Origin of the sequence: Bacteroides zoogleoformans, from assembly GCF_002998435.1 — a bacterium.
In the GTDB taxonomy this organism is placed as follows: domain Bacteria; phylum Bacteroidota; class Bacteroidia; order Bacteroidales; family Bacteroidaceae; genus Bacteroides; species Bacteroides zoogleoformans.
This window is the reverse complement of the sequence record NZ_CP027231.1, coordinates 624,866-642,360: the sequence shown is the minus strand read 5'-3', so window position 1 is coordinate 642,360 and position 17,495 is coordinate 624,866. Positions and strand designations below refer to the sequence as shown.

Annotated in this window: 12 protein-coding genes; 7 read left to right on the top strand and 5 right to left on the bottom strand. The window is 45.9% G+C overall.

Going from position 1 to position 17,495, the window contains the following annotated elements:
- Positions 1–14 precede the first annotated feature (14 nt).
- Positions 15–4,295, bottom strand: a complete 4,281-nt coding sequence (locus tag C4H11_RS02770) for a hybrid sensor histidine kinase/response regulator transcription factor (protein WP_106043074.1) — start codon at positions 4,293–4,295, stop codon at positions 15–17.
- A 281-nt stretch (positions 4,296–4,576) separates the two neighbouring features.
- Between C4H11_RS02770 and C4H11_RS02765 the strand changes: the two genes are divergently transcribed.
- Both C4H11_RS02765 and C4H11_RS02760 read left to right on the top strand, forming a co-directional pair.
- Positions 4,577–6,025, top strand: coding sequence for an arabinan endo-1,5-alpha-L-arabinosidase (locus C4H11_RS02765; protein WP_234819899.1), 1,449 nt, complete (start codon positions 4,577–4,579; stop codon positions 6,023–6,025).
- Positions 6,026–6,050: 25 nt separating this feature from the next.
- Positions 6,051–8,030: an alpha-L-arabinofuranosidase C-terminal domain-containing protein gene (locus tag C4H11_RS02760; RefSeq protein ID WP_106043072.1), complete on the top strand. Its 1,980-nt coding sequence runs from the start codon at positions 6,051–6,053 to the stop codon at positions 8,028–8,030.
- Between the two features lie 123 nt (positions 8,031–8,153).
- Here C4H11_RS02760 and C4H11_RS02755 read toward each other — a convergent pair whose 3' ends face one another.
- On the bottom strand, positions 8,154–8,630 hold the full coding sequence (locus C4H11_RS02755; RefSeq protein WP_106043070.1) for a copper resistance protein NlpE N-terminal domain-containing protein: 477 nt from the start codon (positions 8,628–8,630) through the stop codon (positions 8,154–8,156).
- A gap of 111 nt (positions 8,631–8,741) precedes the next feature.
- Between C4H11_RS02755 and C4H11_RS02750 the strand changes: the two genes are divergently transcribed.
- Positions 8,742–9,557 carry an alpha/beta hydrolase gene (locus C4H11_RS02750; protein ID WP_106040395.1) on the top strand — a complete coding sequence of 272 codons (816 nt, stop codon included), beginning with the start codon at positions 8,742–8,744 and terminating at the stop codon, positions 9,555–9,557.
- A 26-nt stretch (positions 9,558–9,583) separates the two neighbouring features.
- Here C4H11_RS02750 and C4H11_RS02745 read toward each other — a convergent pair whose 3' ends face one another.
- The gene (locus C4H11_RS02745) at positions 9,584–10,951 is read right to left on the bottom strand and encodes a S41 family peptidase (protein WP_106040394.1); all 1,368 of its coding nucleotides are present in this window, start codon (positions 10,949–10,951) and stop codon (positions 9,584–9,586) included.
- A 118-nt stretch (positions 10,952–11,069) separates the two neighbouring features.
- Positions 11,070–12,005, bottom strand: coding sequence for a helix-turn-helix domain-containing protein (locus C4H11_RS02740; RefSeq protein ID WP_164996504.1), 936 nt, complete (start codon positions 12,003–12,005; stop codon positions 11,070–11,072).
- Positions 12,006–12,164: 159 nt separating this feature from the next.
- Here C4H11_RS02740 and C4H11_RS02735 point away from each other — a divergent pair, with 159 nt between their 5' ends.
- Entirely contained in the window at positions 12,165–13,436 is a 1,272-nt protein-coding gene (locus tag C4H11_RS02735) for a TolC family protein (RefSeq protein ID WP_106040392.1), read from the top strand.
- Positions 13,437–13,701: 265 nt separating this feature from the next.
- On the opposite strand, the gene C4H11_RS02730 is transcribed toward C4H11_RS02735, so the two are convergent.
- The gene (locus C4H11_RS02730) at positions 13,702–14,685 is read right to left on the bottom strand and encodes an IS982 family transposase (RefSeq protein WP_106040391.1); all 984 of its coding nucleotides are present in this window, start codon (positions 14,683–14,685) and stop codon (positions 13,702–13,704) included.
- A gap of 58 nt (positions 14,686–14,743) precedes the next feature.
- On the opposite strand from C4H11_RS02730, the gene C4H11_RS02725 reads away from it, so the two are divergent.
- Genes C4H11_RS02725 through C4H11_RS02715 form a run of 3 tightly spaced genes read left to right on the top strand, consistent with a single transcriptional unit; the run spans position 14,744 to position 17,396 of the window.
- Positions 14,744–15,655, top strand: a complete 912-nt coding sequence (locus C4H11_RS02725) for a DNA adenine methylase (protein ID WP_106040390.1) — start codon at positions 14,744–14,746, stop codon at positions 15,653–15,655.
- Between the two features lies 1 nt (position 15,656).
- Entirely contained in the window at positions 15,657–16,514 is an 858-nt protein-coding gene (locus tag C4H11_RS02720; protein WP_106043068.1) for a type II restriction endonuclease, read from the top strand.
- On the top strand, positions 16,515–17,396 hold the full coding sequence (locus tag C4H11_RS02715) for a DNA-methyltransferase (protein ID WP_106040389.1): 882 nt from the start codon (positions 16,515–16,517) through the stop codon (positions 17,394–17,396). It begins immediately after the preceding gene.
- Positions 17,397–17,495: the final 99 nt, after the last annotated feature.

Sequence of the window (17,495 nt, the reverse complement as noted above, 5' to 3'; positions counted from 1 at the left end):
AGAGAGATGCTTTTTCAAGAGCGAGACTGCTCGCTCAGCAAGGCTCCGGGGCTGATATTAAACTCTTTGGCAAAACAGCGGCTGAAGTATTTCGGATCGTTAAACCCTACTTCGTAGGCTATTTCTGCAATGTTCATGCTTTTGGTTTCGCGAGTTTTCAGAATCAGTTCACGTGCCAGGTTCAGGCGATAGCTGCGGATGAACTGATTAGGCGATTGCCCCATCAGGCTTTGCAATTTTTGGTTGAGCAGCGACTTGCTGACCCCTGCCGCTTCACTAAGGTCTCCGACCTCCAGAGTAGGGTCTTTGTAGCGCGTTTTCATCGCCTCCATGATGCGGGAGATGAATTTTTTGTCGCCCGATTCTTCGCTGATGTGCAAGGCTTCAGGATCCATACTGGCGGCAAATTTCCGCTGATAACGTTTCCGAGCCTCCAAAATGTTCTCTATGCGTGTCAGGAGCAATGTCTCGTCAAAGGGTTTCAGCAGATACTCGTCCACACCGATGCGGTAGCTTTCTATGCGCGCTTCCTGTGAGGTTCTGGCGGTCAGCATCAGGAACGGGATGTGCGAAATGGAGAGATTCTCTTTTATGCGGCGAGACAGTTCGATGCCATCCATTACGGGCATCATCAGGTCACTGACGATGAAGTCCACGTGTTGCGAAGTCAGTACGTTCAGGGCTTCTGCTCCGTTGGCCGCTTCTGTCACCTGATATTTTTCGCGGAGGATGGAGCGGATGTATCCGCGCATATCGGGATTATCCTCCGCTACAAGTATGTTGAAGCGCTTGGGGGCACTGTCGGCCTGTCGTATCAGCACGTCGGAGGTGTTTGGCTTTCCGTCGGAGGAAAGTACGCCGGCGGTTGGAGAAGACGATATGGGAATGAGCAGGCGGAATGTGCAGCCGGCGGTGCGATTATTTCGCACTTCGATGTCACCGTTCATGGCTTGTACGATGCGCCGGCACAAGTAAAGTCCGATGCCGCTGCCTGATTGTCCGTACATGGGATATTGGGGCTGGTTTCGCACTTGATAGAAACGGTTGAATATCTTCTCATGGTCTTCGGGCGGAATGCCGCTTCCCGAATCGCTGATGCTGATGTAGAGCGATTCCTCACGCTTTTCCGTCTTTGGAATTCGGGCAATGAAGAGCGACACGCTGCCACCGTCGGGAGTAAATTTGATGGCGTTGCTTAACAGGTTGGTCAGCACCTTCTGCATGGCTTCTTCATCGTAGTTCAGTCTGCTTTCGGAGAGACGGCTGTAGAACCTCAGGTCGATGTTACGTTCGCGGGCGAAAACGGCGAAAGGCGCTGCCAGTTCGTTGACAAATTTGCCGAAGTCACCGGGAACGTTGACTATTTTCAATGTCCCGGATTCTATCTTTCGGAAGTCCATCAGTTGATTGATGAGCGACAGCAGGTATTTGGAATTGCGCTCCACAAATTGCAGTTGCTCGATGACTTGCGGATTATAGCTCAGCTTCAAGGCACGTTCTATGGGCCCGATGATGAGTGTGATGGGAGTACGGAACTCATGTGTGATGTTGGTGAAAAAAGCAATCTTGTCCAGTGTCAGCGTGTGTACCTTGTGTGCCAGTTCCGCGAGTTTGGCTTTCTGCATGGAGATTTTCTCGTTCTGTTCGGTCAGCAATTTGTTTTGGCGGGAGAGCTCTTCGGTCTTCCCTTCCAGCAGCAGTTTCTGCTTTTCCAGTTCGCGGGTGCGATGCTCCACTTTGCGGTGCAGCAGTTCGCTGTAGCGTTTCAAGTTGCGGACACGCCATTGGTAGAATTGCCACACGATTATACCCGTCGCTGCAATGACCAGCAGTATGAACCAGGCGGTCTTGTAAAAATAGGGTTTGACGAAAATGCCCAGTTCCGTAGTTTGCTCTTTGCCTCCTTCTTGATAAGGGGTGTACTTCACTTGCAGGGTATACTTGCCCGGCGAGAGGTTGGTGTATCGGGCAAAGCGATGGTTGGCGGGAGCGGGTATCCACTGCTTGTCAAAACCAATGAGGCGGTAGCTGTAGTTGCCTGCATGTTCCGGTTCGTAGTTAAGTGCCGAAAATTCGAGCGAGAAAGACTGCAGACTTTCGTGTATGCTGATTTCGCGGATGAAAGGCAAATCTTGCGGCAACACTCCCTTGCCGGGGTGTACTTCCTCGTTGCCTGCCCATAAGCGGGTAAAGCGGAGAGGGGCAGGCTGCGTGGGGAAATAAGAAGGAAGGTCGGGATGGATGGCCACCATGCCGGTCACGTGTCCGAAGTACAGCAGGTTGTCGGTCGAATGGCAGGCTGCATTCCAATAGAATTGAGTGCAGTCGAGGCCGTCTTGTTTCGTGAAATTGATGAAATGTTTTTTTTCGGGGAGAAAGCAGGCAAGTCCGTTGTTGGTAGCCAGCCAAAGATGTCCTTTATCATCTTCCAAAATGGTGCGTACCATGTTGTTGGGCAGTCCGTCATCGGTGGTATAAGCTTCAAAACGTTCCTTCCCATCGGTTTCGACGATACGTCGATAGAATCCGCATCCATTGCTGCCGATCCATAATGTTCCGTCTTCGGACTGATGGAAACAGACAATCTTCTCAACAAGTCCCGACTCAGGTTGGTCGAGCTTATACTTCAAGTGTCGGTATCGGAACCTGTCATGTGTGCTTCTTTGCGGCGAGTGCAGGTCGATGATGTATGTTCCTTCCAGACAACCTATCCACAGGTGACCGCTATGGTCTATGACGGAGCCTATGCATCCGTGTATGTTGCGGGAAATGGAATCGGGCAGGGGAGTGGTCATCTTTTCTTGTTTCAAGTCGTAGAAGTAGAGTCCCTCGTTGGCTCCCACCCAGATGCCATTGTTGATGGAGTCGTAGGTCAGCGAGCCGATGAAGAAGATGGGATAGTTGTCGCAGTTGTCCGGCGTGAGTGTTTGCAGCCTACGTTGCGGCTCTTTCTTGTTGAGCAGGTTTATTCCTCCTCCCCAGGTACCAACCCACAAGCGGCCTTTGGTATCGGCGGTGAGCGCACTGACGGAGTTGTGGCTCAGGCTGCCGTTTTCGTTCGTATAATGTTGAAAGTTGTGGCTGCCTTTTGCTTTGCGGTTCAGGCCTCCCTCTACAGTTCCCACCCACAGAGTGCCGGCTTCGTCTTCGTAGATGGCATTTACGGGGTTATGGCTTAGGCTGCCGGTATTTTCCTTATCGTACCGGAAGTTTTGCAAGGCCAACCGTTTGGGAGACAACAGATTGATGCCGCCGCTTTCAGTACCTATCCAGATGTGTCTTCCTTCCGTGGCAATGCAATTCACAAAGTTGCTGTTCAGCAGAGTCGTTCGGTTGCCGGGCAAGTCGTTTCTGATTTGCTCAAAATTATCTTTCAGTGGATTGTATATATTCAATCCGCACAGAGTGCCCACTATCAGTTGCTTGTTTTCGGTGACGGCCAGTGCTGTCAGGAAATTCTGAGAGAGGGAATTCGGGTCGCCGGGTACGTGTTCATAATGTTTCACCACGTCGTTGTTACGGTCATATCTGTACAGCCCTTGACCGGAAGCTATCCATACTTCGTGTTCTTTGATTATGAAGTCGGAGAAAGTGATGTTCGGGCCGAAGTTCAGGCAGCGAGACACCGGTGCGGCTTGCAGGCGGCCTTCTCCTTGCGGGCTTACACGGCATATTTGTCCGTTCAGGCTGATCCATACCATTCCTTTTTGCTCAATATCTTTGAATACGAGCTTGCTTTTTTGGAGCCCTGTATGGCTGAGCGAGTGAATACTTTCGATATTTCCCGTAGAGGTAAAAGCTATGCGATGAAGCCGGTTGCCGTCGTGCATCCAGATGCATCCTTCTGCATCCACTTCTATGTGCGAGGCAGGAGAATTCAGCAGTGCGGCCGGAAATCCTTTCAGCTTGTCGGGGCGAGTGGCCTGCAAAGTGCGGAGGTCGATAAAATCCACTCCCCCCTCGGAGGAAACCCACAGACGATGGAAGCGGTCTTCGCGCGCGCAATGCACGAAGTTGCTTTTCAGCTTGCGGTGAGAGGTATTGGAGTTGAAGTGGATAAACTCATATCCATCGTATCTCGACAAGCCGCCACCCGACAAGGAAAGCCAGATGAAGCCTTGGCTGTCCTGAAAAATATCTTCGATGAAATTGGCGGGTAAGCCTTCGTCCATGGTGATGTATGTGGCATTGTAGTGTTTGGCAAACGCTTCTTGCGCCGGTGCGTAGCCGGGAAATAAAAAAAGCCAAAGAGGTATCATGATAAAGTGTAAGGGGGCAATAAAGAATTTTCTCATGTTGCATGACTGTTGGGTTACGGAGACAAAGTTAGTGCCCATGGTTCGATTAGCCAAGATTTTACTATGCAAAATCTGCTTTTTTGTTCGTTTGTCCACCATGTCTGTTCGTTTGTACACCTCGTCGAAATTCTTTGGGCGTATATTTGCAATGTCTTTCAATACATATTAATTTCATTGAGAGATGATCGGGGGCATGAATAGGCTCAGGTCTTCTGTCTGTTTAATTTGATAATATGAGGAAATCGTTACAATCATTGTTTGCGGCTTTTTGTGTACTGATGTGGTTGTCCGGCTGTGGGGCAGCTTCATCTTTTTCTCCGACACCTTTCCCAAACCCTTGGGCAGATGATTATGCTTCGTTTTCAACGATGGAGAATTATCGTTCGTGGGGCACTTATAATGTGCACGATCCTTCTTGTCGCAAATTGGGTGACTATTATTACATGTATTCCACGGATGCCATTTATCGGGAGAATAGGAAAGAGGCAGAGGAGAAAGGCGTGCCCCTTGGATATATACAGGTGCGGCGTTCTAAAGATCTGGTGAATTGGGAATTTCGTGGATGGGCGTTCCCCGAGATTCCGCAAGAGGCGGTGGAGTGGGTGCGCTCTCATGCCGGAGGAGAAGGAGCGACGAACATTTGGGCTCCATACATCATTCCTTTCGGGGATAATTACAGACTTTACTATTGTGTATCGGCCTTTGGGCGCAAAACTTCTTACATCGGATTGGCGGAATCGGTTTCTCCTGAAGGCCCTTGGACACAAGCCGGTTGTGTAGTGAAGACTGACGAAACCACTGCCATGAATGCCATAGATCCCAGCGTGGTGGCCGGTACGGATGGCAAGTGGTGGATGCACTACGGATCATTCTTCGGCGGTTTGTACTGTGTGGAGTTGAATCCATTGACCGGCTTTCCTGCCATCGAAGGAGACAAGGGACATCTGATCGCCCGTCGTGCCAATTATCGGAAAGACAACCTGGAAGCTCCTGAAATTATCTATAATGCTGACTTGAAGCAGTATTATCTTTTCGTTTCTTACGATCCCCTGATGACTACCTATAATGTGCGTGTGGGACGTTCGGATAAGCCGGAAGGGCCGTTTACCGATTTCCGGGGAAAGGAACTGAAAGATACGACAAACAACTTCCCCATCCTGACAGCTCCCTATCGCTTTCAGAATCATCAAGGATGGGCGGGAACCGCTCACTGCGGCATGTTGACCTCGGACAAAGGGGAGTATTTCATGGTGCATCAGGGGCGTTTGTCGCCACAAAATCTGATGATGGACTTACATGTGCGTCAAGTCTTTTTCACGGAAGAGGGCTGGCCCGTTGTTTCGCCCCAACGCTATGCCGGCAGCAAGCCGCAGAAGTTTTCCGAGGCCGACTTGTTGGGTGAATGGGAGGTATTACGGGTGCGGGAGCCATTGTATGAACGCCGGTTGGAAGCCGGTCAGATTTTATGGGGCGAAGGGGAGTTGAAGAACGAAGAGTGGAATTTATCTTGCACGGTTTCTTTCAAAAAAGGAAATAAGACAACTGATGAAAAAGGATATTGGAACTTTACGGAAGAAAAACAACTTCTTTCTTTCACATTCGATGGTGAGGAACTGAAAGGATTGATTATCTTTGCGGGACATGACTGGGAGAATGAAAAGGAAACGATACTCTTCACGGGACTTGACAGTCGGGGACGTTCCGTATGGGGAAAAAGAATCAAATGATACATTTAAATATTTTGTTTTGACCATGAAAAGATACACCGGACTATTGGCTGCATTTACTTTTGCAGCGAGTGTGGGGCTTCGGGCACAGACCAACGAACTGGTGGTGCAGACCAAGAAAGTGGGGGCAGAAATTCAGCCCACCATGTATGGCCTCTTTTTTGAAGACATCAACTATGCCGCCGACGGTGGCTTGTATGCCGAACTTGTGAAGAATCGCTCGTTTGAGTTTCCGCAGAACTTGATGGGATGGAAAAGCTTCGGAAAGGTTGCATTGAAAGACGATGGGCCTTTTGAGAGAAATCCGCATTATGTACGTCTGTCCTATGCCGGCCATCCGCACAAACATACGGGATTGGACAACGAAGGTTTCTTCGGTATCGGCGTGAAGCAAGGGGAAGCATATCGCTTTTCCGTATGGGCGCGCATACCCGAGGGAGGTGAAACCGGAAAGATTCGGGTGGAACTGGTGAATACGGCTTCGAAGGGCGAACAGCAAGCCTTTGCTACAGAAACTGTGATGATAGACTCTAAGGAGTGGAAAAAATATCAGGTACTGCTGAAACCTACCGCTACGGACGCAAATGCGGTGCTTCGCATCTTTCTTGCTTCTCGTGCGACTGTGGATTTGGAGCATGTTTCTCTTTTCCCTTCAGATACCTGGAAAGGACATGAGAACGGATTGCGGAAGGATTTGGCACAGGCTTTGGCGGATATTAAACCGGGCATTTTCCGTTTTCCCGGTGGATGTATCGTGGAAGGTACGGATTTGGCTACACGTTATGACTGGAAGAAGTCGGTAGGCCCTGTGGAGAACCGTCCGTTGAACGAAAATCGTTGGCAATATACCTTCTCTCATCGTTTCTTTCCTGACTATTATCAAAGTTATGGTTTGGGATTCTATGAGTTCTTTCTACTATCGGAGGAGATTGGTGCAGAGCCGCTTCCGGTATTGAGCTGCGGTCTGTCATGCCAATTTCAGAATAGTGATGCCGACGCCCATGTGGCGGTGTGCGACTTGGGAAGCTACATTCAGGATGCACTCGACCTGATAGAATTTGCCAATGGAAGTGTAGATACTCCATGGGGTAAGGTGCGTGCCGAAATGGGGCATCCGGCTCCTTTCAATCTGAAGTTCATTGGCATTGGCAACGAACAGTGGGGCAAGGAATATCCCGAACATCTGGAGCCGTTTATAACGGCTATTCGTAGAGCATATCCGCAGATGAAGATTGTGGGTAGCTCGGGTCCCGATTCCGAAGGGAAACAGTTCGATTATCTTTGGCCGGAAATGAAGCGGCTGAAAGCAGACTTGGTGGATGAACATTTTTATCGTCCGGAAACATGGTTTCTCAGTCAGGGAGCGCGGTATGACAATTATGATCGCAAAGGGCCGAAGGTTTTTGCAGGAGAATATGCTTGTCACGGTAAAGGCAAAAAATGGAATCATTTCCACGCTTCTTTGTTGGAAGCAGCTTTCATGACAGGCTTGGAACGCAACGCCGACATTGTACACATGGCTACTTATGCGCCATTATTTGCGCATGTGGAAGGGTGGCAGTGGCGTCCGGACATGATTTGGTTCGATAACTTGAATTCGGTACGCACGGCAAGCTACTACGTGCAACAGCTTTATGCCCTTTACAAAGGAACGAACGTTCTGCCGCTGACCATGAACAAAGTACCCGTCACGGGTGCCGAAGGGCAGAACGGACTTTTTGCCAGTGCGGTATATGATAAACAGAAAGATGAAATCATTGTCAAGGTTGCAAATACTTCGGACAAGGTTCAGCCTTTGACGTTGAAGTTCGATGGGTTGAAAAAGAAAGAAACGCTTTCTGCCGGACGCTGTATCAAGCTATCGTCTGCCAATCCGGATGCGGATAATACGGTTGAGAATCCTTCGGCCATCGTGCCTCGTGAGTCGGAATTACAAGTGAGCGGACAATCGTTGAATGTAGATTTGGAACCGAATGCCTTTGCTGTTTATATACTGAAGAAGTAATTGTTACGCTATGAGCCGTAGAGCATTGCGAGTTCATGGGGTGATAAAGACGATTTCAGAAATAAGAAAGTGGCGGAGGGTGTCTAAAGAATATCCTCCGCCACTTTCATTGTATGCTTCTGCTTATTTCACCAGAACAATGTCATAATTCAATTCGCCGGCAGCCTCTTGCAGCTCTTCATTGACAAGGCGCAGAGTGCTGTCGTTCACTATAAGGAAATAAAGCGAAGCATCGCCATTATCGGGAACCAGCTTAATAGCTGTCTTCTTTTCGTTATTGACGTCTTTTTGTATCACTTGCTTCTTTCCTTTGGAAGTGAAACTTTTGTCTTTTCCGGAACCTTCGGCTTCCGGATAAGTAGTCTCCAATGTATATGTACCTTCTTCGGCAGAGTTCAGATTGTCTAAACTCAACACATATTGAACACCGGGACCATCGGCAGCAGGAAGCGTGCCTTTGTATATGGTCGTAGCGGCTGTATTCTCGGCAACAGCAGTTACGCCTTCGTTTGCAGAGGCGGAATCATTGTGATTGGTATTTTTTGACTGGCAAGACACCAATGCGGCAGCAATGGCTGCAATCATCATTACTTTTTTCATGACTTCAATCATTTAATGGTTTATAAATCGTTTTTCGGCGCAAAAGTAATATATTCTCGGTATTTATTATTAATATTGCCCTTTCGTTAGAAAAAATAAACAGTGTGAACAATGAAAAAAAGAAGAATGTTGGTAATGAGTGCGCTGCTGTTGCTGCTTGTGGAGGCTGTACAGGCGGCGCGTGTGGACACGGTATGCGTGGAAAGCACTTCTATGAACAAGGGAGTGGAAGTGGTGTATGTGTTGCCGGATAAGGCAGTAGAAAAAATTGCCTGCCCCGTGATTTATCTGCTGCATGGTTATGGCGGCAATGCCCGGAGCTGGATTCGGTTGAAGCCGGAATTGTTGAGGATTGCAGACGAGAAAGGAATCATTTTCGTATGTCCGGACGGGAAGAACAGTTGGTATTGGGACAGTCCTGAGAATGCTGCTTACCGGTATGAAACTTTTGTGGCGTCAGAGTTGGTGAAATATACCGACGCGCACTATGCCACCGTTCCGGCGAAGAAAGCACGTGCCATTACCGGTCTAAGCATGGGAGGCCATGGAGCTTTGTGGATTGCCATGCGGCATAAAGAACTATTTGGAGCGGCAGGCAGTATGAGCGGAGGAGTGGATATCCGACCGTTTCCGCAGAATTGGGAAATGAGTAAGCAATTGGGAGAGTTTGCCGCTAACAAGAGGGTTTGGGATGAACATACGGTAGTCAACCAATTGGATAAGATAGAGAATGGCGATTTGGCAATGACCATTGATTGTGGTGAAGCCGACTTCTTCCTTGAAGTGAACAAGGATTTGCATAACCGGTTATCGGCGAGAAAGATTGACCATGATTTTACGATCCGCCCCGGTGCGCATACCGGTTCATATTGGAACAATTCGATTGATTATCACATTCTTTTCTTCGAGAAATTTTTCAAGAAGTGATTGGCTTCATCGGTTTCCGCGTCTCTCTATCTGATATGTACTGCTTGGCTTGCACGGCGCTCGATAGAGTTGGTTACCACGGTAACCTTCGGCGCAGAATTCTGCTTCTTGTCGTCAGGCTTTATGCTTCCGTCGATTACTCCCAGCGCCGTGCTCAGCATAAGTTCTTCCGTATTGCCGAAAGGCAGAAATTGTTTGGGGGCATCGGTTTCGTTTACTGAAAAATTGGGAGTAAATCCGGAAGCGTAGTCGGATTCTTTCTTGGAATTATAGATTTGGCACACAATGGGACTCATTGTTATCTTCAGTTCCTGATTGCTGAAAGTCAAGGAACCTACGTTTTTTCCGACGGTTTTGCTGCCGATAAGAACAACCTCCATGTATGGCCGAAGACAATTGATAACCATTTCGGACGCAGAGGCTGTTTGACTTCCGGTAAGAACGTAGAGTGTTTTCAGATTTAGATTTGCGCCCTCTCCTATAAGGCTGGGATTGAGAGTGAAATATACCTCCTTCGGATTGGTTCGGCTGTTAAATTCCAAATAGCCCAATTCCTTATCAAGAGCCGAAGAAGGAGCAATCATGCTGCACATCAGTTCGGCACAACTCAATAAGCCGCCATTATTGTAGCGCAAATCCAGGATAAGTTCATTTACCTGTTGGTTGGCGAAGTCTCGGAAGACATTGCGCAAATCGTTGTCATACTCATGGGTGTTATTGGTGATGCCGGAGCTGAAATGGTTGTACACCAAGTAACCTATCCGTTTGTTGTCTCTTACATATACATTGTGGTAGTGCACCGGATTGTCGTTGACTGAACGTGCCGATGCTATTTGTCTCGGCTCGCCGTAGGCTACAATGGCTTTCTGTTCTGCATCATAATGGCCTATTGTGAGTTTCATGGCCGTACTTCCATACAGCTTGTCGGAGTTCTTTTTGGTGATGGGTTTTCCATCCATCTCCATGATCCACTCTCCGCGTTGCAGTTTGATGTCTGCGGCAGGGCTTGCTGCGGCTACATAGAGTATGCGCGCATAGAGGGCCGTATCATTTCCTTCTGCATTTTCCGTAGAAAACTGAAATCCGTAGCTATAGTCTGTATAGGGGATGCTACGGCTTATGGTAGTGCTTTTGAGGCTATCTATGTAGGAGTATTTGTCTCTCTTGGAAAGGAGGGAAGCAAAGAACGTTTTGGGAGCGGTAAAGAAGTTCAGTCTGTCAGAATGGGGCATTTCATTGTCCCAATAGTACCACACTCTCATGGTGTCTTCAATCCATCGGGTTGTTTTGGTTTGTTCGGCGTATGCAGCCCAGCGGTCTTCTCCACAAGACGAAAGGTAGGAGGGAACGATCAGTATTCCCGCAATATATATCAGTATGTTTTTCGCTTTCATGGTCGCAAAATTAGAAAATAGTTTGTTATCTATCACAAATATGGTATAAAAATCCCCATCGTATGTCTTTGTCTGCCGTGGCCGGTTCCGCTATCTTGCAATATCCAAAAGGATTGAATTATATCATCTTTTGAAATTTCCCCGGCGTCATACCTGTCAGTCTTTTGAAATATTTGGAGAAAAACGAAGGATTGGGGAAATTGAGCTCCTCGGAGATTTGAAGGACACTTTTGCCACTGTAGCGCAGCTGTACTTTGGCCTGAGTGATGAGGGCGCGGTCAATCCAATCCTTGGCGGTGACGCCTCCGGCCTGACGAATGACTGTGCCAAGGTAACGCTCTGTAAGGCACATGCGATTGGCATAGTAGCTTATCCGGTGCTGTTCGTTACAGTGTTGGTTGACAAGCTGAATGAAGCGGTCGAAGATGGTCTGTTCGCGTGAGCGGGTGGCAGCCAGATGGTCAGCTTGCCGGTGGAACAGACGGTCGTAGTGGTGCATCAGCGCTGCAACGAGGGCGGAAGCGGTGGGACGGTGGTAGTTCTTTTGGTGAATGAGCTGCCAAAGAGTGTCAAGAATGTGACCGGCTGTCTGTAAGTCGGCGGCACAAGCTGGTAGCTGGAAGTCGCGTACCTGTCCGTTGAAGGCGGAAGGATACTGCCCCGGGGTAAAGGGCATGGGGAAGTCGGTAAAGAGTACGATGCCCATAATCTCGAGGTCGTCGGAGAAGCGGATGGGATTGACAATGCTTCCTGGTCCAAGGTAGAGCAATGTGCCGGCAGTCAGGTGACGGTTTACGAGGTTGAAGTTTGCCTCGCCCTCGCCACGGATGATGATGCCTAAGCGATGGTCGTTAATGACGAAAGGTGGCGATTGCTGCTGAACCAGATGAAGCGCCAATGGATTGTTGTGAATCATCGCCAGTTCGTTACTGAGGTAAACATGCTCACGGATTTGTGCGAAGTTTGTGGAAAAGATGTCGCGCATTCGCAACACATCCATCAGTTTGGGCGCTTGTTTAGGCAAGCATCTTTTCGAGGCGAGTGTTTTGTGCATATTCTTGCCTGTTTTTTCTACAAAGATAATAAATCTCCGGCAAAAACGCTCTATTTGTGTAGAAATCGTACAAAAAGAGTATTTCTTCATTTCGTTGGATAGTAATAGTTTGCTGAAATTGCCGCATCTTTGGAGCAGAATATTTGAAATATTAGAAATATGAGAAGAATAGTATCAAATCTTTTTTTTATCATTTTTCATTCAGCCTTTGTCGTGGCACAATCTCTCGAGGAGTGTCAGCGGGCGGCGGAGCAGAATTATCCGCTGATACATCGGTTCGATCTTATTGAGAAGACCATAGACTTGACGGTCTCTAACATTGGAAAAGGCTGGTTGCCGCAGATTTCGGCTTCGGGTCAGGCTACTTATCAGAGTGATGTAGCCGGTTTCCCGGAACAGTTTCAGAAACTCTACCAACAGATGGGACTTGAGATGAAAGGCTTGAAGAAAGACCAGTATCGCTTGAGTATCGGTATCAACCAGATGTTGTTTGACGGTGGCGCTGCCGGTAGCCGGAAAAAGATTGCCCGTGAGCAGGGCAAGGTGCAGGCAACCCGGACAGGGGTGGAGCTTTATAATGTTCGTAAGCGTGTGAACGAGATGTACTTCTCACTACTTCTGATTGACGATCAAATTCAATTGAACAAAGATGTTCAGAATTTGCTGAATGGCAATGAGAAAAAACTCTCTTCGATGGTGAAGTGCGGCACAGCGGCACAGAGTGACTTGCAAAGCGTGAAAGCCGAGCGGCTGAATGCGATTCAGCAGATGACTAATCTGGAGTCGCAGAAACGGATACTTCAGACGATGCTTTCCACCTTTTGTGGCATCGAGATAAAGAAGGTGCGGAAACCAACCGTTGCAGAGATTAATGGCGTAAACAATCGGCCGGAGATGCGACTATTTGATGCGCAACTCCGTCTGGCTGATGCTCAGGAGAAGGCTTTAGATTCGGAGTTGATGCCCAAACTTGGCTTATTCGCACAAGGATTCTATGGTTATCCCGGTCAGAATATGTTTAACGACATGATGAAGCACAACTGGTCGTGGAATGGCATGATTGGGGCTCGTCTGACATGGAACATCGGAGTGTTCTATACTCGCAAGAACGATAAGGCGAAGATTCTGTTGCAGCGCGACCTGACAGAGAACAGCCGCGATGTGTTTCTCTTCAACAACAATCTGGAGCAGATTCAGCAGAATGAGAATATCACACGCTACAAGAAGCTGATGGCCGCTGATGACGAGATTATTTCGCTGCGTACTGCCGTTCGCAAAGCTTCCGAATCAAAGCTCTCGCATGGTATCATCGACGTGAACGACCTGGTGCGTGAAATCAATCAGGAGAATGCGGCGCAAATGCAACAGTCAATACACGAAATAGAAATGCTGAAACAGATTTACGATAACAAATTCACAACCAATAATTAGAGTCTTATAGTGGAGGAGGTTCTACTTCCGTTCTTCCTTGGAATGGATGTAGGCCGGATGAAGAGGAAGAAGCATATCGTAGGAGATGTTTGTTGTTTGCGGTTGGGGTAGTTAAAGAAACAGAATGGAAGGAGAAATTATAGAAGATAAAATCAAGAAAATCTTAGTATTATTATTTATTTTGTTTTGTTGACAAAATGAGCTGTTATTCGTATATTTGCAAAATATTACGGTATAATTTATCTGCTGTAACCCGTTGGCGGAATTAAATCAGTGCGTACTTAATCCTACCTATGGGTTTGTTGTTAATGTAATTGATGTATTGTAATGCAGTCAGGGCACTGACTTTGCCCACTATTCGGGCAAAAAGGCCGCATGTTTCTTTTGCGTAGTTCCTGATGACGAGGAACTGGTCTGTAAGTTGTGAGAACAGAGTTTCAATCCTCTTTCTTGCCTTTGCAAAAGGAATGAAGGCCGGCTTCCAGTTCTTTTGGTTGAGCCTGTAGGGACACTCAAGCCTGATGTTGGCCGTCTCGAAGAGGTCAAGCTGGATTTCCGCTCCGATATATCCCTTGTCACCGAATATGCTACAATCGTGGTAAAGCGGCTTGATGTCATTCAGATAGTTGATGTCGTGAACACTCGCCTTGGACAGGTCGTATGAATGTATGACACCGCTTAAGCCACAGAGTGCGTGAAGTTTATATCCGAAGAAGTAACTGCCTTGGGATGCACAATAACCGAAGTCAGGGGCTTTGTGGAAATCACCAATACGTCCCATCTTACATCTCTTACCACGAGCCACACGGCACACTTCTATTGGCTTTGAGTCTATGCAGAAGTAATCCTCGCCACCATCTATATGATTGGCCATGCGGCTGCGTATCTGCTCACAAAGACCACTAACCAACTTGCGGCGGTCGTTGAACTGACGGCGGGAGATAAGGTTGGGGATGGAAGAACGGCACTCCTTCAACTTCGCTTCAAACAGCCAGTTCTCGCTGTCTATCTCCTCAGCCTCGGCAGCCATGCTCAATGCGATGACTTCCAAATCGGAGAAACGAGGCACAGGGCCTGGACGACGAACATTTCCAGCTTCAGTAACTAAATCTTCGGAGAATTCCTTGCATATCTCCAGAATTTTGACGAACTTTGTATACAAGTTGCACATAACGAGATTATATAACTTAAATATTGAATACTCTAAGTTACTAAAAATCTGCGATATATGCAACTTTTTCTTATACATTTTGCCAACTATTTAATTCCGCCAACGGGTTGCTGTAATATTTTGAATTTTAAAGCATATGAAAAGATTATATACATATCCGGCAAAACCTTTTGTTAAGTGGGTTGGGGGTAAAACGCAACTTCTTGACGATATAAAGAAGACTCTACCTCATGATTTATCACAGATAAATGATGTGACTTATATTGAGCCGTTTGTTGGTGGAGGAGCTGTTTTATTTTGGATTTTACAAGAGTTTCCGAATATAACAAGAGCTATAATCAATGATATAAATGAAGAATTAATTTGTACATATCGTGTAATAAAATCAGATGTTGAAAAATTGATTCTTGAATTGACACGAATACAAACTGAGTATCTTGCACTGGATGACGTTGCAAGAAAAGATTATTTTGTATCTCAACGTGAGCGTTATAATGAAAAAAAAAAATCAGATGTTGAAACAGCTGCATTATTTATTTTTCTCAATCGAACTTGTTTTAATGGACTATATCGTGTAAATTCTAAAGGAAAGTTTAATGTTCCACACGGGAGATATACGAATCCTAAAATTTGTGATGAAGAAACATTAAGAGCAGATTCAGCTGTTCTACAACGAGTTGAAATCCTTTGTGGTGATTTTGCGCAAACAGGTAAATATGCTGACGATAATGTTTTGTATTATTTTGATCCACCATATCGGCCTCTAACAGAAACTTCTGCGTTTACTTCTTACGCAAAAGAAGGTTTTGATGATACTGAACAGATGCGTTTACGTGATTTTTGTGAGCAGATAGCAAAACATAAATCCTTGTTTGTTGCAAGTAATTCAGATCCGCAAAATGTGGATAATGCAGATAATTTCTTTGATCATATTTACAAGAGGTTTTCCATTAGACGAGTTACTGCTGCGAGAATGATAAATTCAAAGGGTAGTGGTCGTGGTGCCATTTCTGAAATAATGATTTCAAATGTTGTTAATGGTTACTGATATGAGAGACTTTAATACATGGCTGGCAGGTTTTAGACCATCCATCGCTGACTATAAATATTATGTTGATTTCAACAAGGTGTTCAATAATGTTGATGCCATAAAAATTCCACTCAATATCTTGAACTCACTGATTGGTTCTAAGAATATTGAGGAAGAATTCAAAAACATCTTGGTGCAATACCCGGAGACACTAAGATGCGTACCTATTCTTTTGGCCAAACGTGAACTTGACATTATGACTATGGACGAGGAAGGACAGATTGATTTTCATTTCGATAAACCTAATTGCACAACTGAAGATTATGTTAAATTCATGCGCAAGACTGGCCTGTTCGATTTGATGGAGAATCATATTGTCAACAATCTTGTAGATTATGTGACAGGGATAGAAACCGGTCTTGACTCAAATGGGCGTAAAAATCGCGGAGGTCATCTGATGGAAAATCTTGTAGAAAGTTTTCTCTGTAAAGCCGGACTTGTAAAAGGAAACAATTATTTCAAGGAAATGTATATTCACGAGATTGAAGATAAATGGGGAATAGATTTATCCTCTATTTCCAATAATGGTGGTGCTGAGAAAAGATTTGATTTTGTTGTAAAAGGAGAAAATAATATTTATGGTATAGAAACTAACTTTTATACCAGTAATGGTTCCAAACTGAATGAAACGGCTCGCAGTTATAAGACTATTACAATGGAAACCAAAGACTTGGACTATTTCAAATTCGTTTGGTTTACCGATGGATGTGGTTGGAATAGTGCCAAAAATAATCTGAAAGAGACCTTTGATGTTTTGGAACATTTGTACAATATTGCGGATCTCGAAAATGGAATAATTTCAAGAGTACTTATTTAAATGCCGACAGCCTATTACAAGTCAGAGAATAAGGATTTTACTCTTTTGAAGGGAGATTGTATCGAACTGTTGAACTCGTTTGATTTCAAGTTTGATATGATTTTCGCAGATCCTCCCTATCACCTTTCCAACGGAGGAATAAGCGTTCAAAGCGGTAGAATGGTATCTGTCAATAAAGGCTATTGGGATAAGTCTAAAGGATATGAGGAAGACTATCTGTTTGATAGATCTTGGATTGAAGCCTGTCGAAATAAGCTAAAAGGCAATGGAACTATTTGGATAAGCGGTACATATCATAATATTTTTTCTGTTGCCAGATGTCTGACAGAATTAGGGTTCAAAATTCTGAACTGTATCACCTGGGAGAAAACAAATCCACCACCAAATCTTTCGCGCAAATATTTCACTCATTCTGCTGAATATATTCTTTGGGCTCGTAAAGAACAAAAAGTACCCCATTATTTCAATTATGAATTAATGAAGAAAATAAATGGAGGTACTCAAATGCGTGATGTGTGGAGGTTGCCGGCTATTGCACCGTGGGAAAAGTCGTGTGGAAAACACCCTACACAAAAACCATTGTGTATTCTTTCTCGTATCATTCAGGCCTCAACTCTTCCCGATGCATGGATTTTAGACCCTTTTACCGGTAGCAGTACAACTGGCATTGCGGCCAATCTCTTAAGACGCCGTTTCCTCGGCATAGACCAAAATGAGGAGTTCTTAGAACTAAGTAAAGCTCGTCGTGAGGAGATTAACGATGTGCCAAAACAAACATTATATTTGGATAAACTTCAAAAGCAAGCACAACTGTTTGAAGATAACGAAATTCAAGTTCTTAGCGAACCTTTTGTAGAATATGGGCAGGACTTACCGTTTTAATTCCCAATATTACACAGTCCATTATATAGGGTCTGCTAATTTAATTCAAATCATTGGAAATTAATAAATTAACTTGCATAATATTTGCTTAATTCGCAG

Coding starts and splice junctions, on each gene's coding strand:
- C4H11_RS02760 (WP_106043072.1), top strand. CDS start 6,051: ATGAAAAGATACACCGGACTATTGGCTGCATTTACTTTTGCAGCGAGT.
- C4H11_RS02715 (WP_106040389.1), top strand. CDS start 16,515: ATGCCGACAGCCTATTACAAGTCAGAGAATAAGGATTTTACTCTTTTG.
- C4H11_RS02765 (WP_234819899.1), top strand. CDS start 4,577: ATGTGGTTGTCCGGCTGTGGGGCAGCTTCATCTTTTTCTCCGACACCT.
- C4H11_RS02730 (WP_106040391.1), bottom strand. CDS start 14,685: ATGTATAAGAAAAAGTTGCATATATCGCAGATTTTTAGTAACTTAGAG.
- C4H11_RS02740 (WP_164996504.1), bottom strand. CDS start 12,005: ATGCACAAAACACTCGCCTCGAAAAGATGCTTGCCTAAACAAGCGCCC.
- C4H11_RS02725 (WP_106040390.1), top strand. CDS start 14,744: ATGAAAAGATTATATACATATCCGGCAAAACCTTTTGTTAAGTGGGTT.
- C4H11_RS02770 (WP_106043074.1), bottom strand. CDS start 4,295: ATGAGAAAATTCTTTATTGCCCCCTTACACTTTATCATGATACCTCTT.
- C4H11_RS02755 (WP_106043070.1), bottom strand. CDS start 8,630: ATGAAAAAAGTAATGATGATTGCAGCCATTGCTGCCGCATTGGTGTCT.
- C4H11_RS02745 (WP_106040394.1), bottom strand. CDS start 10,951: ATGAAAGCGAAAAACATACTGATATATATTGCGGGAATACTGATCGTT.
- C4H11_RS02720 (WP_106043068.1), top strand. CDS start 15,657: ATGAGAGACTTTAATACATGGCTGGCAGGTTTTAGACCATCCATCGCT.
- C4H11_RS02750 (WP_106040395.1), top strand. CDS start 8,742: ATGAAAAAAAGAAGAATGTTGGTAATGAGTGCGCTGCTGTTGCTGCTT.
- C4H11_RS02735 (WP_106040392.1), top strand. CDS start 12,165: ATGAGAAGAATAGTATCAAATCTTTTTTTTATCATTTTTCATTCAGCC.